We start from the raw sequence: 19,363 nt of genomic DNA, 5'->3' as shown, positions 1-19,363 counted from the left end.
TCCAATTAATATTGAAATCTTAACCCAAAATTTTATTAATTATTTGATTTGCCTGCGACTCGTAACTCCCGCCAAACAAATTAAAGTGATTCAAAATATGATATAAGTTGTAAAGCGTTTTGCGCTTTTCATAGCCTGAATCCAGCAACCAAACTTCATTATAACCTCGATAAAATGCTGGGGAAAAACCGCCGAAAAGTTCCGTCATCGCAATATCGACTTCTCTGTCGCCCCAATAAGTCGCGGGGTCAAAAATTACTGGTTCCCCCGCAGCAGTTACCGAGGCATTTCCTCCCCACAAATCCCCATGAACTAAGGAAGGTTGAGGTTTGTAACCCTCCAATAACTTGGGAATAGCTGCTAGCAAAGTTTCCCCTCGACTGAAATTTCCACCACGACGCCTAGCCAACTGTAACTGATAACCAATCCGATGTTCTGTCCAAAATTCTGCCCAATCAGCAGTCCAGTTATTAATTTGAGGAGTTGAGCCGATCGCATTATTCCTATCCCAACCAAAACATCCCCTTAGCAAGGATGAATTCGCCTTTTCTCCCCCCGTTAGCAAGGATGAATTCGCCTTTTCTCCCCCCCTTAGCAAGGGGGGGCTGGGGGGGGTGTATTTGTGCATTTGAGCCAGTTTGCGTCCCATTTGGGCCCAGGCTATCTCGCTCCCGCCACTTCGCAAATCCAGCCATTCCAATACAATATAAGCAGAATTGCCCTCAGTTCCCCAGCAAATCGGTTGAGGAAGGCGAATAGTCTGAGTTTGGGCCATTTGCTGCAAACCCAGCGCCTCAGTTTCAAACATGGCGACTTGGGAAGCTTGATTGATTTTGGCGAAATAAGTGCGGGTACTGCTGTTGATAGCATAGCCTTGGTTGATGCAGCCACCGCTGACTGAACGGCGGTTGTCTATTGAAAATGTGTCTCCGGTTGCTTGGGAGATGTGTGCTGCAATTTTGTGCCACATAGCATCAAATGGTTTTGAGGGCGATCGCCATTAGTGTATCTGACTGGCGACACTTTACTGCGATTAATCGATCGCAGATCGGACACAATAGAATTATTCGACCGTCTTTTTTGTGGATATATCTTAATATCATGTGGGGTCGATTACCATAACAAAAAACTGTTCGTAGTGCGGACTTCAGTCCGCAATATGCTGCGGACTGAAGTCCGCACTACGAACGGCGATATTACTCGCGAACCGCCTGAAGATGACCAGAATAATTCGGTATGCCCAACAGCGGTTCGGGAGTGGCTAGACAATGTAGGGAGAGTCGATCGCCTTGGCGCGATTAATTGCTACCAATGTCTGGTAAATCAAAGCCGAAATCTCAGCCCGGGTGATGTCTCGCTGCCCAGAAAGCCGATCGCGCGCCGGATAGTTTACTACAATCTTCAAAGCTGTTGCTGTGGCTGCGGCGCTTAAAGCAAAATTAGGAATTTGATTGCGATCGGTGTAAACTTTCAAAATATCGGGATTGCCACCCTTAAGTTGTAAACCATTAACCAAAGATACGATCGCCTCTGTCTTCGTCAAATTCTGATTCGGGCCAAACTTCAACCCCGGAAACCCCGACAAAAACCCCGCCCGATTCGCCCGATCGATCGCACTTCTCGCCCAAAAACTCGCCGAAACATCAATAAAATTGGTAGCCGCCGCCTTCGGAATCGGACTAAATGCACTCACCAAAAGCGCCGCATATTGAGCGCGATTTAAACTGTTGTCAGGCCCGAAAGAACCATCAGGAAAACCGCTAATTATATTCGCCGCAGCCAAAGCTTCAATAAACTTTTCTGCCCAATGTCCAGAAATATCGCTGAACCTGGAACCGCCGATATTTGGATTGCCGCCAGCCTTTCTCACCGCAGCTTGCACAGCTTTTAAAGCATTCACTTTCCCGTAACCGAACCAATCGCTGCGGCGAGTATTAGCATCGTAATTTCCCAGGCGATTCCCCAACTGCGGATCGGCATCGGCATCGACAATTTTGTCAGCAGTTTGTTCGAGAATTCCCCGCACTTCCCGCGCCGTCAAACGAGGGTTTGCCGAAAGCACTAAACCTGCCACTCCAGCGACTACTGGAGTGGCGCTGGAAGTGCCGCCAAAGCTATCGGTGTAGTCCCCCGAGTCGTAGCCGGCAACCCCGACGCGATCGGCAGTAAACACCCCCAAACCTGGCAAATACTCCGACACCTCCGGCGCAGTCGCAATAAATCCGGTTTCTGGTAGCCAGGTTCCAGGCGGTGCGTTGTTGCTGGGCGCGCAAACCGAGATGCTGGTGCCCCAATTGCTGTAGGCTGCTTTTTTGTTGAGGGAAGTGGAATGCCGCCCACAACGTTATTTGGCCAGCCTTTCTCGTCCACAGTCCCGTTAACGGGGCGGTTGGCATTCCCCGCAGCAAACAGAATCACGCAGCCTCTGCCGCCCCGCCCTTGGGTTGCTGCTTTGGTGATAGCGGCGCTTTGGCGTAGGGAAAGCGGATAGTAAACTGCCCCAGGCCCCCAACTGCAAGAGATGACGGCGGCGCCTTTGTCGATCGCCCAATTGAAGATTTTTTCGATCGACTCGTCATCGAGAAAACCCGTGGTACGGATCGGCATCACGGCGCATCCGGGGGCGACGCCGACAGTACCTTTACCGTTTTCTTCCGCAGCGGCGACACCGGCGCAACTTGTCCCGTGGTTGTCCGATTCAGCAACCGGCATCGGGGAAGTGTCGCCGTCTTTGAAATCGATGGGCGAGACGATTTTGCCTTGGCCTTGAAAATCGGGGTGCGTCAGATCGACTGAATCATCGGCGATCGCAATTACGATCGATCGCACGCCGCGAGTCATATCCCAAGCTGGTTCTGCATAAATTTGAGCGCCGCTGACAACTCCGTCACCGCCTTTGTTATTGAGATACCACTGTTTGGGATAAAGCGGATCGCGGGGTGTATAATGTTGCTGAGTTTCTAGGATAATATTGGGTTCCGCCACCAAAACTTCTGGATATCTTGTCAAGCGGTTGGCAATTTTAATCGGGTTTTCGGTTGCTTGTTTGGTGACTTCGCAGACGAAGGTATTGGGAATGCCTTCGACTGGCCGGATTATTGTTAAATTTGCTGCATTGGCGATCGACTTTCGCGATTCTTCGTTTACTTGTTCGCCAAATTGAATAGTAATGCGATCGGTTAAATAAAAGAATGTGCTCGGATTGTTTGCGGGACAATAGACATGGCTAGCAAAAACTACAGCATCGCTGGCGCGGGCGGCTTGCATTGCTGCATCTAGGTTTTCCGGCGCCACTAGATATTCTTCCAGATTACTTTGGCCGACGCGACGGTTAAGTTTTGCCTGATTTGTTGCAGCCCAATTATTTGATGTCGATGCTGTCGCTGACGGACGGACTGTAAAGCGGTTTGGAACTTTTGACAGCAACAACTCATCGCCGCCGCGCTGCAAAATCACTGCCAGACTTGCTTCGGGAACTCCGATACCTTGATAATTTTGTAAGGTATTTGCGGAAAGTGCGATCGGTTGTGTCATTAGAAATGCCCCTGTTCAGTTTTCATCCAGTATTTACTATATTTCTGAAGAACAGGCAAGATGCCTGTTCCACAAAGACTGAATCTTCTTGTGGGGAGTAGGGGTTGGGCTTTGAACCCGCCCCAAAAAAAGACTGAATCTTCTTGTGGGGTGGGCATCCTGCCCGCCCCAAAAATGCCGATCGACAAAGATCGAACAACTACCATCAAATAAATACGCTAGGATTAACGTTAAAAAAATCTCCCAGCGCCTTAGCTTGCGCCTTGCTAATCGCCCGTTTCCCATTAACCACCTCAGAGACTACTCCTTTGGAACCAATCACGCCGACTAAATCAGCTTGTTTGAGTTCGCGAATTTCCATGAAATGCAATAGAACATCCCGGGGAGTCACTTCTGGATCTGGGTAATATTTTGATTCGTATTCTTCGATCAAGATTCCCCAGAGACTCAGTAAAGTTTCTTCTTCTAGTGTTAATTCTTCCTTAGACATCAGAAAATCGACTTCTGCGAGGGCAAGATCGTTATCTTCTTCGTTCAGGATGGGCTTAGGCTGCGATTTCGCCAGCAGTTGACCGTAGACTGTTTTCTCGATTGTGATATTCATGGTTCATTTTATTGTTAAATTAGATCGAAACTTACGCATCAAAACCAAAGAAACCGGGTTTTTCACCAATTTTAAAGCCTCAAATGCAGTATTTAGGTAAAAAAACCCGGTTTCTGCCTCCGGGACTAAATCGCCGGGATATGTCCAATCCCCCGCGATTTCCTTTGTTTAATCCAAAATCGATCGCACCCTTTGACATTTGAACAAATTTGGTTTACACTTAGCCGGTTGCGATCGCCAATGGTAAGATCGGCTCAAGCTAAATATCTTTTTAAAGCGCCGAGGCGCAAAGTAATTTCATGGTATACTCTGCAACTGTTTGCTGGCTTCGCTTCACCGCCCGGATGACGATCGGGGCGATCGCAGTTTTGACCCTGTTGCAACCGCTCCAAGCCCAAGCACAACAACCTTCTCGGCCAGATAACCAACCGCAAGTCGAACCCGCCGACGACCCCACAGACCCCAACAACCTCCGCCCTGTCACCCCAGACAGCAGCGTACTGAGCATTGCCGGAGGTCAGCGTTTGATGACAGAAGCCAGTGGTGCTATTTCCAGTCAAAATTACACGCTGGCGGCTCAAAAACTTCAAGAATCCCGCCAAATTTTCAATCAACTCTCCAACTTCTACCAGCAACTGGGCAGCAGTTTTGCCGGAATTGACATCCGCTTGGCCGACAGCAACCGCACCAAAGCTGTGGAAACAGCCCAAATGCGCGACGAAGCTACCTACCGGCTGGCGTTGGTACACCGCGCACAAAATAAGCCGGAACTGGCTGTTCCCCTACTGATTCAGATTATTCGATCGCAACAGCCAACTCGCGACTTGGGTAAAAAAGCTTACCAGCAATTACTGGAATTGGGCTTTGTGGATGCCCCCTATCCCCGGCCTGCTGCAACTCAACCGCGATCGTCCAACAAATAGTTCCACTAAAATACTCAATACAGCCCTTTATCACAAATACCAATGGTTACACCGTCTCAAGTAGCAGAAATGATTCAGACTGGATTACCAGACGCTAAGCTAAAAGTTGAGGATTTGAGAGGCGGCGATCACTACCAGGTGAGAGTAGTCTCTGCTGCCTTTGAAGGGAAAACCCGAGTACAGCAACACCAACTGGTTTACGGAGCTCTCAAACAGGCAATGGCTAGTGAAGCTATCCACGCTTTGGCGTTGGAAACCTTAACTCCGGCAGAATGGGCAGCCAAAAGTGAAGTTGCTTAGTTTTTTAGTCGCAATTATCGCAAGTTTGTGCTTGTGTCAATAGTCGCTTGAGAAACAGTTGCTAACCAAAGAAATCGGCTTTTGCACCGGAATCTATGGCTTTCAACAGTTGACAGTTGACAGTTGACAGTTGACAGTTGACAGTTTGATAGCGACCTCTACCCTTAAGTCCGAGGATTGGAGTAATCAATAGTCTGATTTTAATTTCTCCCTCAAAGACTTGGGGCTTTCAACCAATTCTTTCTGGTAACGAGAAATTTTCGTTAAAAACCCGGTTTCTGCCTCATCAGAAACTACTGTCAACGTTTAAAAATTTTCAAACAATATTAGGAGATACCATGAGTACAGCACATGAAAGAATTGACGAATTGGTTAAGCAAAACAAAATCATGGTGTTCATGAAGGGCAATAAGTTAATGCCACAGTGCGGTTTCTCTAATACTGTGGTGCAAATTCTCAATACGATGGGAGTGCCTTACGAAACAGTTGATGTTTTGGCAGACCAAGAAATTCGTCAAGGCGTTAAAGAGTATTCCAACTGGCCGACAATTCCCCAAGTTTATATCAATGGCGAGTTTCTTGGCGGCTCGGATATTCTGATCGAGATGTATCAAAAGGGCGAATTGCAAGAAGTTGTAGAAGTCGCTTTGGCTTCTTAAACAATTGACAGTTGACAGTTGACAGTTGACAGTTGACAGTTGACAGTAAAGTGTGAAGCGTGAGGTTTTTTTATGGGGATTTAAACTCCACTCCCCCACGCCACATTCCTGAAGTGGGGAAGTTAAACCCGCTAGCGGACAATTGTCAATTGCCCACTGTTTAAAATCAGACAGAACAAACATAGCCCCGACTTCTTCAAGAAGCCGGGGATCTAATAGCAACCGGGTTTTACGTTGAATTAGGTTCATTTATAGCAGAAGCAAGAAGGAAGAAGGAAAAAGCAGGAAATCACAAATAACCAATTCCCGATTCCCGATTCCCTCTTTTGCCGATGCCCGATGCCCAAATAATCAGCGGGTTTATTAAACCAAATTTGGTGTTTAATAATAGTCTGATTCAGCTTGCGTTTGTGTCTGTGGCATTTCAAAATTGGAAGTATCGTGAATGTAACGCGCTGCTTCTTCCTCTAATCTGTGAATCAGATAGGGTTCCAGGCTGTTACAATGTCGCAGGGCTGCGAGGTAGCCATCTAAGTAAAGCCGCAGGTCATCGAAACGATAACCTCTATTCCACATTTCGACGAGAGCGTCGGTGAGTTTTTGGTAGTGCCGGATTGTTTGGGTATCTTGTAGCATGGTCTGAGTTTGAAATCCTTTGTGGTGTATAATGACGGCGGGATTTAGGAACTGCCCGGATTCATACTGAGCAAGCTCAGAAGAGAGGCGATTGCTAAATAAAAGCTTTTACCCTGCTCAACAGGCTACCCTCCATAAAAAATTTCACTTGCTGCTATGCAGTGGCTCGACTCTTTGGCGCGCACCTAAATAATTCACCGTGCGTTTAATAGAATCGGGATGTTGCTGAATTTGGCGATCGAACTGAGTGAGTGTTCCGGCTACCGAGCGAACGGTTGCACGCATTTTAGTTTCAGTTACGCGATTTGTCAACTTCCTGGGAGTGGATACCCTGTCGGGGGGTTCGGTCAAAGCAGGTGGCTAGGTCATAGGCTCGATCGGCTGTAAGCTATATTATTTTCATTGTAAGCTCACCGCCAGAATGATTTAACCTTTCTCAGGTCTGACGATCGCAATTTGACCAAATCTTTAAAATTGATACTAGAAGTTTGTTCGTCGCTTTAAACGCAGCTTATGCTTGAGTAGCCATGGTTACAAAACCTTGACAAAAGCTCTGTTAACCTGGTACCCATTAGTGATAAGGGAAGCTCGCCGTTGTGGGATCTGCAAGTATTTCAATTGTTGAAGGAAATCCGCACCTGCGATCGCTCTTGGGCTGGCATCTACAGCAAGTCGGTCACTGGGTGCACCAATCAGCGGATATCAGTCATGCTAGGGAAATATTTTTCAGCCGCCAGCCAACCCTAGTTATTCTCGATGCCCAATTGCCTGATGGGGACGGTTTGGAATTTTGCCGCTGGCTTCAACAGCAGCAGCAATCGCTGATTTTGATGCTATCAGCGCGAAATTCAGAAGCGGATATTGTGGAGGGTTTGAAGTCGGGCGCCGACGATTACCTGACTAAACCGTTTGGGATGCAAGAATTTATGGCTAGGGTGGAAGCCCTGATGCGCCGCAACCGCACGATGGTACCGCCCGCGATGCTGGAGTGCGGGCGGCTAAAAATTGACTTGGTACAGCGCCGAGTCAGGCTGCATGAGGAACACATCGAGCTTACTCCCCAGGAATTCAGCCTGCTGTACGTGCTGGCTCAAGCTGGAGGAGTGCCTTTGTCGCGCTCCGATTTGCTGCGTCGGGCGTGGCCGGATGCGATTGACAACCCGCGCACGATCGACACTCACGTACTCTCTCTGCGGAAAAAAATCGAAATCGACCCGCGACAGCCGAGTCTAATTCAAACTGTGCGGAATGTCGGCTACCGCCTGAATCTGGAATTGTTGAATACGAATCAACAACATTCACCCGTATTCGGCGCTCCGACATCTGAAACTATCATTAGCCGATAGATCTGATTTTAGGTTGAGAATTGATGTGCGATCGCATCTGTTCTCGCGGCCATAATAAAATCATTGCGGTGCAGTCCCGAAATCGAGTGAGTCCACCAAGTAACGGTAACTTTTCCCCATTCGGTTAACAGTGCGGGGTGATGCCCTTCAGTTTCTGCTGCTTCGCCTACACTGTTAGTAAAGGCGATCGCACTTTTGAAATCCGGGAACTTGTAAGTGCGCTCTAACTGGGGAATACCATTTTTTTCAATCAAATTCCAGTCGGGAATTTGAGGTTTGAGTTGGACAATTTCGTAAGCTGTGACGCGGGGAGAGTTTGGGAGGCAGGCGGCACATTTTTCTTGCAATAGGGTGGGCATAAATTGCTTTTTAGTTCGATGATAGTTTTCTGGGTATTCTATTAGGATTAAGCTAAAGGTACATAACTAATGCGATCTAGATATTCATCATCATCAGCCGCTTCTGCAATTAATACTAAATCAGCAATCACTTGACCAACATCTGCTTGACGGCGAAGTACCAAAATTCCTGGTAAATGATGACCTGTGCTTAAATGATCTGCCAAGTGAAATGGCATTGAGCGGCGGTTCTTAGTAATGAGTAAAAAACCATTTTTTTCACACCAAACTATAATTTCTGGATCTAGTGTACCTCTAGGTGGCACACCTGAATCGCCAACCGTGTGGATAATTAAATTTGGTAGATGACGCAATAGCTGTTCGCGATACAAGGACGGCATATTTTCATCTATAAGGTACTGAATTGCCATTTATTGTGCTGCTGCCCGATTCGCATCGCCTTCTGCTTTTAACTTCCGAAGCCGTAAGACAACAGGCGGAGGATTTTTATCGTGTTCTGCCTGTGCTTTTAGAGTGTACTCTAACCAATCTTCTACATACTTTTCTACAATTTCTGGATTTTGTAGATAGTAAAAAATTGTAGCGTAAATTTGCTCTAAAGTTACTGTGGGAAACAGCTCTGCTATGACTTCTGGTGATTTCTTACCATAAATGTATTCATCGAGAATATCCTCGATCCCAATGCGGGTCTCTTTAATGCGAATATCATCAGCCGCCCAAAAATCAAAATAGTCTTTTAATTGCTTTGGTTTCTTGACTACAGTTACTTCTACAGTTTTACTCATTGTCTCTGGCTCGCTATCGAACACTTACCAATTTTAATTATAGCACGATCGTTGTGCGTCAGCCTGATGTAAATAAATGTTCGATCGCCCGTTTTTTCGGATAATTCATCAAAGAGCGATCGCACTCTCTTTTTCCGCCCAATTCAGTATTAACCGTTCAAAAATTGATCGGGATCGATGCCAGATTCCCGCAGCCTTTCGATCAAAGATTGTAAGCGAGTTTCGGCAATCTCTGCACGCTCCTGTGCCTCATCGGCGCGCTCTTGTGCCTCATCGGCACGCTCTTGTGCCTGCTCGGCTCGCTCCTCGGGAGTCGGAATCCAATTGCCTTCACTATCGTACCAGCGCAACCACAGTCGATCGACTCCCAGATAATCCCCGTGCCACAAACCCAAGCCTAAATCAATCTCAGGCATCCACAGGCGCGAGTCAGACAGTTCCAATTCTTCATAGCGAGCGCCATCCAATTTAAAAGCCCTCAATCGATTGGTGTAGCGACTGAAAACAACATAATAAGGAATTCGCAAAACCTGCTCGTAAACCTCCCATTTTCTGAGCGGCTTTTCCGAACTCGGTTCGTGGTTAATATTACCATTTCCTGCTATTTGTTCAGGCGCAGACGGTATATTTTCCCCCTCATTTTCTCCCAAATCTTCTTTTTCTGTTCCCGGCGAGAGCAATTCTACAATCACAAAAGGATTCACACCCTCTTGCCAAATGACATAACTCAGCCGCATATCAACTTCATCATACAATCGGGAAACTCCCACAACTCCAAACCAATCCGGGCGCTTGTACCAAAGCGGGTGACGCACGTCATAATAAAGATTCATGTCGCTCCCGGTAAATATTTGGGAAGCTGAATAGGTGGAAGGGCGGAAAGTGTAGCTCAGCAACTGCGGTTGCAAGCCGTGAAATTCATCAGGCAAACCAGGTTCCTCCGGATTTTCGCTAGGTAGATCGTACATCGTGGGAAGTGTTTCTTTTGGCGATCGGGGCGGTTCTGTTTGAGGCACGGGATATTTAGGAAACATAAGAATTTAGGGGAATAACTGACTTTATTTTAACTCAAGCAATATTAAGCAGGTGGCTGATTTCCCAGCATCTAATTTCGTTAAATTCAAAAGGTTTGTAGTGAGGACTTTAGTCCGCATCAAATTCTGCGGACTAAAGTCCGCACTACAAACCTATTCGATCCAGCTAACAACTTAGCTGCTCGTAAGCTTTCAACGGCTTTGGTTAAAAGAGCAATTTGTTCTGGTATCAAATCAATACTCCTTCTCTGCGAACATTTAGAAAGAAAGGACTTTTCTCTTGCTGAAAACGTGCTGCGGAGGCGAAAGCACTAGAAATTACTACAGTACGATCTAAGCACAAAGCAGCAACAAATTCACTCGTGCGAGCGATTTCTTTGCCAGCACTCACAGGTTCGTCCAATACAACCAAAATATCAATATCAGAATCTGGTTTCGCATCTCCTCTGGCTTGGGAACCGTAGAGAATTAACTGTACAAGTCTGTCGCCGTACAAATCATTAAAGTAGTGGCGCAGTTCAGCTAATATTTCTGGTAAATTCTCGTTCATATTGTTGGTTTATCAAGTTATAGCGGATCTAGCTCTCATATGAGGTACGTTGTTGGGCTTCAGCCCTCTTAGTGGAACTGGTTATATAAGCTATCAGTCATACCTCATCTTTTTGAGAAAGGCTATATATTGTCAGATTATGGATAATCTGGGCGGAATAACACCGCGATCTTATTTGTATTGTAGATGTTGGTGAAATCACGCCCCGATGATATTGAAACAAGTAGTCGTTCGCTCAACCGATAATTTTCTTAATCAAATCCAACTTGCCTAGATAGGGAGCGTACCGCCATTTAAAGTCAAGTAAAAATGACTTTTGCAGCACGCTTTTTTGATGTGAAAAAGTATCAAAACTGGCTTTCCCATGATAGCTACCAATACCGCTGTCGCCAACTCCGCCAAAAGGTAAAGTTGTAACTCCGACTTGCATCACCGTGTCGTTGATGCAAACTCCGCCGGAAGAAGTTTCGCGCAAAACTCGTTCTTGTTTCTCCTTATCCTTTGAGAACAAATACAAAGCTAGCGGTTTGGGGTGGGCGTTGATTTGGGCGATCGCCTCTGAGAACTCTTCATACTCCAAAACGGGCAAAATCGGGCCAAAAATCTCATCCTGCATCACCGGCGAATCCCAGGAAACCTTGTCAATTACCGTCGGCGCAATATATTTGTCTTCGACGTTAGTTTGACCGCCCGCGACAATTTCACCATCTTTGATAAACTCTGCCAAACGTCCTAAATGATGCTGATTGATAATTCGGGAATAGTCGGGACTTTTCTGCGGATCTTCGCCGTAAAATTCGTGAATTGATGTTTTAATTGCTTGCATCAAAGCGGGTTTAACTTTTTTGTCAACTAACAGGTAATCTGGAGCAATACAAGTTTGACCGGCATTGATAAATTTGCCCCACGCAATGCGTCTTGCAGTATATTCAACTTGAATGTCTGAGTCTACAATGCAAGGACTTTTGCCACCCAATTCTAATGTGACAGGTGTGAGGTGTTTGGCGGCGGCTTCCATGACTACTTTACCGATTTTTGTGCCTCCGGTAAAGAAGATGTGGTCGAATTTTTCGGCTAATAATTGTTGGCTGATTTCAACTCCTCCTTCGATGGCTGCGATGTAGGCGGGATCGAAGGCTGTGAGAATCATATCCGCGACAACTTTCGACGTGTGCGAGGCGATTTCTGAGGGTTTGAGGATGGCGCAGTTGCCGGCGGCGATCGCCCCGACTAAAGGTGATATCATGAGCTGAAACGGGTAATTCCAAGGCCCGATGATTAAAACGACGCCCAAAGGTTCCGGGTAAATCCGGGCTGAGGCGGGGAATTGATCGATCGGTGTTGGCACTTTTTTGGGCTTGGCCCACGATTCAACGTTTTTGATGGCATAATTAACTTCTGCGAGCGCAGCAATTTCAAAATAAGCCTCATACTCCGGCCTGTTCAAATCAGCCTTGACAGCATCCACAATCCGTGATTGATTGGAGACGATCGCACTTTTGAGATTTTTGAGTTGTTCGATCCGAAAATCCACATCTTTAGTTTTCCCAGTAGCAAAAAATTGTCGCTGCTCCCGGATCGTATCCCTGACACTCAATAGCATATTTTCTCCTGTATCTATCTACATAAATGTTACAATAAAAAAATGAAAATATCAAAAATCAATTTTTTATCTTCCTGTTTATCATTGCTTTGCTTGTTCGCAGTTACAAGCTGCAATTCGAGTTCTCAAAAACAAGTTGTTATTTGCTCAAAAGACTTTAGCGAACAAGTCATCCTTGCAGAAATTTTAGCACAGCACATCGAAGCCAAAACAGATATTAAAGTAGAACGCGAACTCAACCTCGGAGGCTCGCTTTGCCATCAATCCCTAACAGCAGGAAAAATTGACTTGTACGTCGAATATACGGGTACAGGTTTTACCAACATTCTCAAACAAAAGCCGATTTCTGACCCCAAAAAAGTCCTCGCCTACCTCAAACAAGAATATCCCAAACAGTTTAAAGCCGAATGGACTGAACCCCTGGGATTTAATAACGGTTTTGCGATTATTGTGCGGGGAGACGATGCCAAAAAACTTAACTTGCAAAATCTCTCGCAATTGGGTAAAGCTGCACCAAAATTGCGCGCTGGTTTCGGGCCGGAATTCAAAGATAGAGAAGATGGATTTCCCGGATTGGCTAAAACTTACGGGATTAGATTTGCGGAAGAACCGAAGGAGTTGCTGTTAGGATTGCTTTATCAAGCACTGCAACAAAAAGAAGTAGATGTGATTGCTGGAGGCACAACCGATGGTTTGATTCAAAGTTTGGGTTTGGTAGTGCTCAAAGATGATAAGAACTATTTCCCGCCCTATGAAGCTGTGCCGGTTGTGCGATCGCAAATTTTGGAAAAATATCCCGAATTGCGTCCAGTGCTCGCAGAGTTGGGCGGCAAAATCTCCGAGGAAGATATGCGCCAACTCAACTATCAAGTTGATGGGAAACAGCAGGATGCCGCACAATTAGCGCGGCAGTTTTTGCAGCAAAAATTGGGTGAGTCCAAGCCTGCAACTCCGGCGAAATAAAGGCACGAATTATGCAAAAAATGGTTGGATATCATGTCGAGCAAAATATCAACTATAGGTTTGTAGTGAGAACTTTAGTCCTTCTTTTTGCGGACTAAAGTCCTCACTACAAACCTACAATCGGGTGCGTCTCTAAGCACCCTGCGGACTAAAGTTGAAGAAGACCGGGCGAATAGAATTCGCGTCTATACAAGCAAAACCTGCCTCCGCAGGTTGAAGAACGAACGGTTAAAATTATGTGATCTTCTTCAGAAGACCGGGCGAATAGAATTCGCGTCTATACAGACAAAACCTGCCTTCGCAGGTTGAAGAAGGAACGGTTAAAATTATGTGATCTTCTTCAGTCCGCGGAGGCGGACTTTGTTTGTGTGCCCGTAAACTCCGCGGTTTTAACCGCCGTCTTTCTTCATTTTTTCTAAACCTGGTTTCAACCGCCGTCTTTCTTAAGTTCCTTCACTCAGCTTCACTCAGCCTCCGCAAATTCAAAATATCGCTCATATTTTTAATCTGCATACAAGTCCGCTCGAACTGTTCTTTATCCTGGATATCCATGCACAAGTCAATTAATGCCGGCAATCCTGGATATGTTTTGACTTGAGCGCTGCGGACGTTCACTTTGTTGTCTTTTAAATGCGATAATACATCATTGAGAACTCCCACTCGATCGAGCGCTTCGACTTGAATGTTAACCGGATAAGTATTGGGGCGAGATTCATTGCGGTTGGTGGAATTCCAACTCACAGGAACTAATCTATCACCCGGTACACTCTCAACATTTGAACAGCCTTGTCGGTGAATCGAAATTCCTCGGATGCGAGTCACTACTCCAATAATTGATTCGCCGGGAATCGGACAGCAACAGCCGGCTAAATGATACAGCAATCCTTCTACACCTGCGATCGGCGATTTGCTCGGAGATGAACTCGGTACGGGTTTGGGTGCGGCTGATGCAGGTATTTGTACTGGCGATTCCTGGATTCCTGCGGGTGCAGCTTCTATTTTTTGCTGCACTTTGACTAAATCTCGCAGTCGGTTGACTACGAGATTTAGGGTGACTTCGCCGTAGCCCAAACCTGCGATTAAATCTTCGACGCTGTGGTAGTTGCAGCGCTGAGCTACTGATTGCATGGGTTCAGATTTCAGCAAGGATTCTAAGCCGTTTTTACCTAATTCTTTTTCCAGCAATTCCCGCCCGCGAGCGAGATTTTCATCTCGGTGCGATCGCTTTAACCACTGGCGAATTCGGTTTTTTGCTCCGTTTGTCTTGACAAAATTCAGCCAATCGGAGCTGGGATGGCCGTTTTTTTGATTCAAGATTTCTACAATATCACCGTTCTTTAAAACCTTGTCTAGTGTCACCATCCGCCCGTTGACTCTGGCGCCGGTGCAGCGATTGCCTATTTCTGTGTGAATGCGGTAAGCAAAATCTACGGGTGTTGACCCGCTATTGAGAGCAATTACGTCTCCGTTAGGAGTGAAAACGTAGATATCTTCGTCGAATAAGTTGTCTTTAATGCTTTGTAAATATTCGCGATCGTCTTTGAGATCGGTTTGCCATTCTAGCAGTTGTCGCAGCCAGGTAAATTTTTCGTCGTCGCCGGTTACTGTGGTATTGGAACCGCCGGTTTCTTTGTATTTCCAGTGGGCTGCTATGCCGTATTCGGCAATGTGGTGCATTGCTACGGTGCGAATTTGTACTTCGATGGGGCGGCCGCTGGTGCCGATGACTCCGGTGTGCAACGATTGATAGCGGTTGGCTTTTGGTAAACCAATATAGTCTTTGAAGCGGCCGGGAATCGGGCGGAATGAATCGTGGACGATCGCCAATGCGCGATAACAGTCATCATTGCTTTCTACTATGATCCGCACCGCAGCAATATCGTACACTTGGTTAAAGCCTTTTTGCCTGCGCTGCATCTTCCCATAAATCCCGTACAAATGTTTGGGACGGCCGCTGACTTCATAGCATTTAATGCCTAAATTGTCAAGCCTTTCTCGCAAACAATCTGTGACTTCTGCAAGTTGGGTTTCTCGATCGCCCCGCTTCACCGCCACCAAGTCCTGAATTTCGCGGTAAGCTTCCGGTTCCAGGTATTTAAAGGCTAAATCTTCCAATTCCCACTTAAAGCGCCCGATACCCAAACGGTTCGCCAGGGGAGCAAAAATCTCTCGGGTTTCTAGGGCAATGGTGCGCTGCTTTTCTTCGGACAAATGCTCCAAAGTCCTCATATTGTGCAGCCTATCTGCGAGTTTGACGACAATCACGCGAATATCTTTAGCCATTGCTAGGAACATTCGGCGGAAATTTTCGGCAAGGCGCTCTGTTTTGCTGGAAAAATTAAACTTAGAAAGCTTGGTGACTCCTTCGACTAACTGTCGCACTTCTGCCCCAAACCGCTGTTCTATTTCTTCGAGAGTAATATCTGTATCTTCCACAATGTCATGGAGGAAACCAGCAGCAATCATAGCGCTGTTTCCGCCCATATATCGGAGTATTCCAGCTACAGCTACGGGATGGCAAATATAAGGTTCTCCCGATTTGCGGTACTGTCCTTCGTGCAAGTCGCGGGCAAATTCAAAGGCCCGACAAATTAAGCCGTTGTCCGTCGTACAATTCGGATTTGGGGCTTCGTCAGGTTGCGATCGAGCATTCAGACATTCTTGCAGCCAGTCGGGAACTATGCAAGGATCGATCGCATTCGAGGGAGTCAGAGTGTTTGCGTTCATGGGGTACACCTTTAAAAATTAGAAATACAAATGGTTAAATGCCAGTTTTCGGTTGAATTGCCGAAATTATGTGTTTAGTTATACTAAACTAATTGAATGCCACAATTTGCAATTCAAAAAAATAGTCAATTTTTCTGTTAACTATACCTATCTAATTGCGAGTCGCCCCCCCTCGCAGGTAGGAAAATATAGTGACTCCACTGCCGCCACTGCGGTCGATCGATCGGGTAAAATGGGGATATTTTGGCGGTAGCAGTGGAGGTCAGTCGATTTGAGATTTGAGATTTGAGATTTGACTCGACAGATGAATCTGGAACTAGGGTCTAAAATTTGAAGATATCCACTCTAGCGAGCATTAGGACACTGTACCTGTTTTTGGTGGAGCGGGCGATCGGCATTTACAGGCAACGCTAAACTCAAAGCAGAAGCCAGAGCGATCGAGTCACGCCCCCAGTGATGAAATTTTCTCAAAAAACAGGGAATTGCTGCAAAAAGGCACGGCTTTCCTTCATCTGAGCCAACCTTAAGCAAGAATCTACTTTGATTATAAATATAAATTTGTTCACAAAATCATGATATTGTCCGAAGACCGCCGCCATTGCTACGAAGAATTACAGCAAGCACTCGAACAGCTACAAAGAACTGTTACACAGGATAAGGTCGATCGGGCAGCGCTGGCGATCGAATACAAAAAAGTGCAACAATTTTTCGGAAACCAAATTATGAGAGTCCCCAGCACTGAGTTAGACGCCTCAGAACCCCCCCCAGAACAGTCATATTTGACGGAAATTCACAAGCAACTGCGGTTATTGGGAACAGATGTCACGTTTTTGCAAGTAGCGAAGCAGCCAGCAACAGCATCCGCAAGGCAAACTGCGACGGCGGAGCGACTTAACACGCTAATTGGCTACTGCGGTGTGGTGCTCCAAAAAAATTCTGGTGCGCCCGGGCCCGTCGAGATGCAAAATTAATAACTGTTTTCGTATAGTAAACGATTTCTTGTAAATTCCTTGAAGATAGCGGTAGACATTGATAGTATGTAATCAATAAAAAACCACCGTGTATGACGAATTCCAATACATTGGATACGGACTCAACTTCACACGCAAAGAAATTCTTGCCTTTTTGGGACAAGTCATGTCAGGAGATATCGAGACAGTTGTGGTCGTCGATCGCTTTGACCTACTCGCGCCCAGGAGTTGACAGATCCATATTATCAAGTGGATCTGTCAACAGCAAAATTGCTAACTCCTGGTTCTGTGCCGAACAGACTTATCTCCCCAACCAGAAATGGTTGAAGATATCCTATGAATCATCCAGGCTGACGATTGCGGACTCTACTCCCAGCGTCAAGACAAATCTACTATCCAAAAAGATCAGAGTCTACCCGGAAACAAAACTAGCTCAGAAATGGCGGACATGGATAGCCGCAAGCAGATGGTGTTACAATCAAGCAATTGCCATTCTCAAAAATGAAAAAATCGGTAAATATGAATTGCGTAAACGCATCATGGATTCAGCACCTGAATGGGTGTCTCAACAGCCATACAACCCGCGTCAACTAGCAGTATTTCAAGCCTGCGAAGCACACAAAGCAGCTTGTAAATCCCAAGGTACAGCCAAGTTTAGAAGTTGTCAAGAACCAACTCAAACTATTAGGTTTCAAACAGCGAACTGGAAATCAAACACATTCTATCCGCGCGAAACCAAAGGCTTGTCTTTTAAAGCGTCTGAAGCAATAGTGGAGGTAATGCAACACGAACCAACCCTTAGTATTATCAACGATCAATGGTTTATCTGCTATGCGGTTGACACTGTTGCACCGCCTCCGACTCAATCCGAATTAGCGATTGCCTTAGACCCGGGAATCAGAACATTTATGACAGGATTTGACGGTCATAATATACTGAAATTAGGCAAAAGTGATATCGGTCGCATTTATCGGTTAGCCAGACATTTAGACAAGTTAATGTCTCGGCTCGGAAAAAGCAAAGGTAGTCAGTTTAAGCGGCTGCGGTATCGATTGAGAAAAGTAGCAGCAAGGATTCGTGTTAAGATTAAGAACTTAGTTTCGGAATTGCACAATAAGGCGGCTAATTACCTAGTTAGCAAGTATAAGTTAATTTTCTTGCCAACATTTGAAACGCAGCAAATGGTAAAAAAGGGTAAGCGAAAACTTGCCACGAAGACAGCTAGAGCGATGGTGACTTTGAGTCATTATCGTTTTAAACAAACGTTGAAGCATCAAGCATCCAAGTACGGTTGTGTTGTAGTAGACGTGACAGAAGAGTACACCAGTAAGACTTGTTCAAAATGCGGTCATATCCATAGCAAGTTGGGCGGCTTAAAAACGTTTAAATGTCCCGAATGCGGACACACTCTGGACAGGGATTTAAACGGCGCTTTCAATATTCTGTTGAAAGCTTTGAGGGATACCTCCATGTCTGGTAAGCTGCAAGCTTTCCAGATTATGCCATACACAGTAGATTTGGGTGGATTCCTAGATTTACCGGGTTAAATGTATCTGAATTAACAGGGAATATAGATAAGGCAAGGAGAAATAAAGCGGTGGAATGTCCAAAATGCAAGCATCCCAACTTAGACGGTGGCACCTTAGCCGGCAGTATGTCGGTGCAGTGGTGTCCCAACTGTTACGGTATCTGGATTCCGGGCAAAGAATACGAAGCTTGGCAGAAAGAACACAGCCTCTGGTACAACAAATCCGAGAAGCCTCAGCCGACTGGCACTCTCGGCATAGAATTCACGCCGTCTCCCTACGACAGCAAAGCAGCACTGTGTCCCGAAGACGGTCACTATCTGTCGCGGGCAAAGGTTCCGTTTAGCAGAGTGCCCTTTTACATAGAGCGCTGTATGCTGTGCGGAGGAATTTGGTGCGATAACGGCGAGTGGGATATTCTCGAAAGTCTGGGATTCCACACCGAGATTGACAAGATGTTTTCTCCCAACTGGCAAGCTAAGGCCCGCGTGCAAGAACTCGCTGCTCGGGAACGTCAGGTGCTGACTGAGAAGCTGGGCCCGGATATCGCCGGATATGTGTTGGAACTAGCGGAAGTTTTAGCAGACCATCCCCATGCTGATTGTGCGGCTACTTACATATTGCGGAGAGCTGAGTTGAAACGAAAGGAAATTTAGTCAGTTGGCAGTTGGCAGTTGGCAGTTGGCAGTTGGCAGTTGGCAGTTGGCAGTTCAGTTGGCAGTTGGCAGTTGGCAGTTGGCAGTTGGCAGTTGGCAGTTGGCAGTTGGCAGTTGGCAGTTGGCAGTTGGCAGTTGGCAGTTGGCAGTTGGCTGTGGTCATTAGTTATCAAATACTGACTAACAA

22 protein-coding genes and 1 pseudogene are annotated in these 19,363 nt (G+C 46.2%); 9 read left to right on the top strand and 14 right to left on the bottom strand.

The window, feature by feature from the left end; translation table 11 throughout:
* Positions 1-19: 19 nt before the first annotated feature.
* The 3 genes and pseudogenes from JGK07_RS03530 to JGK07_RS03520 all read right to left on the bottom strand — a co-directional run bounded on the left by JGK07_RS03530 (position 20) and on the right by JGK07_RS03520 (position 4,138).
* On the bottom strand, positions 20-970 hold the full coding sequence (locus JGK07_RS03530; RefSeq protein ID WP_293175934.1) for a fructosamine kinase family protein: 951 nt from the start codon (positions 968-970) through the stop codon (positions 20-22).
* A 291-nt stretch (positions 971-1,261) separates the two neighbouring features.
* Positions 1,262-3,534: pseudogene (locus JGK07_RS03525) on the bottom strand (S8 family serine peptidase).
* Positions 3,535-3,739: 205 nt separating this feature from the next.
* Positions 3,740-4,138 carry a transcriptional regulator gene (locus JGK07_RS03520; RefSeq protein ID WP_293175930.1) on the bottom strand — a complete coding sequence of 133 codons (399 nt, stop codon included), beginning with the start codon at positions 4,136-4,138 and terminating at the stop codon, positions 3,740-3,742.
* Positions 4,139-4,437: 299 nt separating this feature from the next.
* Between JGK07_RS03520 and JGK07_RS03515 the strand changes: the two genes are divergently transcribed.
* Together JGK07_RS03515 and JGK07_RS03510 are read left to right on the top strand one after the other, a co-directional pair.
* Entirely contained in the window at positions 4,438-5,061 is a 624-nt protein-coding gene (locus JGK07_RS03515) for a hypothetical protein (RefSeq protein WP_293175928.1), read from the top strand.
* 42 nt (positions 5,062-5,103) lie between these two features.
* Entirely contained in the window at positions 5,104-5,361 is a 258-nt protein-coding gene (locus JGK07_RS03510; protein ID WP_293175926.1) for a BolA family protein, read from the top strand.
* Positions 5,362-5,422: 61 nt separating this feature from the next.
* Here JGK07_RS03510 and JGK07_RS03505 read toward each other — a convergent pair whose 3' ends face one another.
* A complete protein-coding gene (locus JGK07_RS03505; RefSeq protein ID WP_293202733.1) occupies positions 5,423-5,551 on the bottom strand; it encodes a hypothetical protein in 129 nt (42 codons plus the stop codon).
* 148 nt (positions 5,552-5,699) lie between these two features.
* Between JGK07_RS03505 and grxD the strand changes: the two genes are divergently transcribed.
* The gene (gene grxD / locus JGK07_RS03500) at positions 5,700-6,020 is read left to right on the top strand and encodes a Grx4 family monothiol glutaredoxin (protein WP_293175924.1); all 321 of its coding nucleotides are present in this window, start codon (positions 5,700-5,702) and stop codon (positions 6,018-6,020) included.
* Between the two features lie 381 nt (positions 6,021-6,401).
* Here grxD and JGK07_RS03495 read toward each other — a convergent pair whose 3' ends face one another.
* Positions 6,402-6,656 (bottom strand): DUF6761 family protein, encoded by a 255-nt coding sequence (locus tag JGK07_RS03495; protein ID WP_293175922.1) that lies wholly within the window; start codon positions 6,654-6,656, stop codon positions 6,402-6,404.
* Positions 6,657-6,800: 144 nt separating this feature from the next.
* Positions 6,801-6,941: a hypothetical protein gene (locus JGK07_RS03490; protein WP_293175920.1), complete on the bottom strand. Its 141-nt coding sequence runs from the start codon at positions 6,939-6,941 to the stop codon at positions 6,801-6,803.
* A 311-nt stretch (positions 6,942-7,252) separates the two neighbouring features.
* Here JGK07_RS03490 and JGK07_RS03485 point away from each other — a divergent pair, with 311 nt between their 5' ends.
* The gene (locus JGK07_RS03485) at positions 7,253-8,002 is read left to right on the top strand and encodes a response regulator transcription factor (protein WP_293175918.1); all 750 of its coding nucleotides are present in this window, start codon (positions 7,253-7,255) and stop codon (positions 8,000-8,002) included.
* 8 nt (positions 8,003-8,010) lie between these two features.
* Here the strand turns inward: JGK07_RS03485 and JGK07_RS03480 are convergent, their stop codons facing one another.
* From JGK07_RS03480 to JGK07_RS03455, 6 genes are all read right to left on the bottom strand, one after another.
* Complete coding sequence (locus JGK07_RS03480; protein WP_293175916.1) at positions 8,011-8,361, bottom strand: 4a-hydroxytetrahydrobiopterin dehydratase; 351 nt, start codon at positions 8,359-8,361, stop codon at positions 8,011-8,013.
* Between the two features lie 47 nt (positions 8,362-8,408).
* Positions 8,409-8,771, bottom strand: coding sequence for a DUF5615 family PIN-like protein (locus JGK07_RS03475; protein ID WP_293175914.1), 363 nt, complete (start codon positions 8,769-8,771; stop codon positions 8,409-8,411).
* Positions 8,772-9,146 (bottom strand): DUF433 domain-containing protein, encoded by a 375-nt coding sequence (locus JGK07_RS03470; protein ID WP_293175912.1) that lies wholly within the window; start codon positions 9,144-9,146, stop codon positions 8,772-8,774. It lies immediately after the preceding gene.
* Between the two features lie 149 nt (positions 9,147-9,295).
* Positions 9,296-10,180: a Uma2 family endonuclease gene (locus JGK07_RS03465; protein WP_293175909.1), complete on the bottom strand. Its 885-nt coding sequence runs from the start codon at positions 10,178-10,180 to the stop codon at positions 9,296-9,298.
* Between the two features lie 229 nt (positions 10,181-10,409).
* Positions 10,410-10,730: a nucleotidyltransferase domain-containing protein gene (locus tag JGK07_RS03460; RefSeq protein ID WP_293189605.1), complete on the bottom strand. Its 321-nt coding sequence runs from the start codon at positions 10,728-10,730 to the stop codon at positions 10,410-10,412.
* A 235-nt stretch (positions 10,731-10,965) separates the two neighbouring features.
* Positions 10,966-12,333 carry an aldehyde dehydrogenase gene (locus tag JGK07_RS03455; RefSeq protein ID WP_293175905.1) on the bottom strand — a complete coding sequence of 456 codons (1,368 nt, stop codon included), beginning with the start codon at positions 12,331-12,333 and terminating at the stop codon, positions 10,966-10,968.
* 93 nt (positions 12,334-12,426) lie between these two features.
* On the opposite strand from JGK07_RS03455, the gene JGK07_RS03450 reads away from it, so the two are divergent.
* Entirely contained in the window at positions 12,427-13,296 is an 870-nt protein-coding gene (locus JGK07_RS03450; protein WP_293189607.1) for a glycine betaine ABC transporter substrate-binding protein, read from the top strand.
* A 453-nt stretch (positions 13,297-13,749) separates the two neighbouring features.
* Here the strand turns inward: JGK07_RS03450 and JGK07_RS03445 are convergent, their stop codons facing one another.
* Complete coding sequence (locus tag JGK07_RS03445; protein WP_293175901.1) at positions 13,750-16,023, bottom strand: bifunctional (p)ppGpp synthetase/guanosine-3',5'-bis(diphosphate) 3'-pyrophosphohydrolase; 2,274 nt, start codon at positions 16,021-16,023, stop codon at positions 13,750-13,752.
* Positions 16,024-16,368: 345 nt separating this feature from the next.
* Positions 16,369-16,494: a hypothetical protein gene (locus tag JGK07_RS03440; protein WP_293175899.1), complete on the bottom strand. Its 126-nt coding sequence runs from the start codon at positions 16,492-16,494 to the stop codon at positions 16,369-16,371.
* A gap of 101 nt (positions 16,495-16,595) precedes the next feature.
* On the opposite strand from JGK07_RS03440, the gene patD reads away from it, so the two are divergent.
* From patD to JGK07_RS03420, 4 genes are all read left to right on the top strand, one after another.
* Complete coding sequence (gene patD, locus JGK07_RS03435) at positions 16,596-16,994, top strand: heterocyst frequency control protein PatD (protein ID WP_293210339.1); 399 nt, start codon at positions 16,596-16,598, stop codon at positions 16,992-16,994.
* Between the two features lie 92 nt (positions 16,995-17,086).
* Positions 17,087-18,541, top strand: coding sequence for a transposase (locus JGK07_RS03430; RefSeq protein WP_293175895.1), 1,455 nt, complete (start codon positions 17,087-17,089; stop codon positions 18,539-18,541).
* A gap of 50 nt (positions 18,542-18,591) precedes the next feature.
* Entirely contained in the window at positions 18,592-19,176 is a 585-nt protein-coding gene (locus JGK07_RS03425; RefSeq protein ID WP_293175894.1) for a zf-TFIIB domain-containing protein, read from the top strand.
* A 4-nt stretch (positions 19,177-19,180) separates the two neighbouring features.
* Positions 19,181-19,342, top strand: a complete 162-nt coding sequence (locus JGK07_RS03420; RefSeq protein ID WP_293290732.1) for a hypothetical protein — start codon at positions 19,181-19,183, stop codon at positions 19,340-19,342.
* Positions 19,343-19,363: the final 21 nt, after the last annotated feature.

It is taken from the genome of Microcoleus sp. PH2017_24_DOB_U_A, from assembly GCF_020738205.1.
In the GTDB taxonomy this organism is placed as follows: domain Bacteria; phylum Cyanobacteriota; class Cyanobacteriia; order Cyanobacteriales; family Microcoleaceae; genus Microcoleus.
This window is presented reverse-complemented; position numbering and strand designations above follow the sequence as displayed.

Bases quoted from the DNA above. Each gene is read 5' to 3' on its own strand.
- JGK07_RS03465 (WP_293175909.1), bottom strand. From the start codon at position 10,180: ATGTTTCCTAAATATCCCGTGCCTCAAACAGAACCGCCCCGATCGCCA.
- JGK07_RS03430 (WP_293175895.1), top strand. From the start codon at position 17,087: ATGACGAATTCCAATACATTGGATACGGACTCAACTTCACACGCAAAG.
- JGK07_RS03475 (WP_293175914.1), bottom strand. From the start codon at position 8,771: ATGGCAATTCAGTACCTTATAGATGAAAATATGCCGTCCTTGTATCGC.
- JGK07_RS03490 (WP_293175920.1), bottom strand. From the start codon at position 6,941: ATGCGTGCAACCGTTCGCTCGGTAGCCGGAACACTCACTCAGTTCGAT.
- JGK07_RS03455 (WP_293175905.1), bottom strand. From the start codon at position 12,333: ATGCTATTGAGTGTCAGGGATACGATCCGGGAGCAGCGACAATTTTTT.
- JGK07_RS03530 (WP_293175934.1), bottom strand. From the start codon at position 970: ATGTGGCACAAAATTGCAGCACACATCTCCCAAGCAACCGGAGACACA.
- patD (WP_293210339.1), top strand. From the start codon at position 16,596: ATGATATTGTCCGAAGACCGCCGCCATTGCTACGAAGAATTACAGCAA.
- JGK07_RS03495 (WP_293175922.1), bottom strand. From the start codon at position 6,656: ATGCTACAAGATACCCAAACAATCCGGCACTACCAAAAACTCACCGAC.
- JGK07_RS03460 (WP_293189605.1), bottom strand. From the start codon at position 10,730: ATGAACGAGAATTTACCAGAAATATTAGCTGAACTGCGCCACTACTTT.
- JGK07_RS03445 (WP_293175901.1), bottom strand. From the start codon at position 16,023: ATGAACGCAAACACTCTGACTCCCTCGAATGCGATCGATCCTTGCATA.
- JGK07_RS03510 (WP_293175926.1), top strand. From the start codon at position 5,104: ATGGTTACACCGTCTCAAGTAGCAGAAATGATTCAGACTGGATTACCA.
- JGK07_RS03520 (WP_293175930.1), bottom strand. From the start codon at position 4,138: ATGAATATCACAATCGAGAAAACAGTCTACGGTCAACTGCTGGCGAAA.
- JGK07_RS03480 (WP_293175916.1), bottom strand. From the start codon at position 8,361: ATGCCCACCCTATTGCAAGAAAAATGTGCCGCCTGCCTCCCAAACTCT.
- JGK07_RS03470 (WP_293175912.1), bottom strand. From the start codon at position 9,146: ATGAGTAAAACTGTAGAAGTAACTGTAGTCAAGAAACCAAAGCAATTA.
- grxD (WP_293175924.1), top strand. From the start codon at position 5,700: ATGAGTACAGCACATGAAAGAATTGACGAATTGGTTAAGCAAAACAAA.
- JGK07_RS03515 (WP_293175928.1), top strand. From the start codon at position 4,438: ATGGTATACTCTGCAACTGTTTGCTGGCTTCGCTTCACCGCCCGGATG.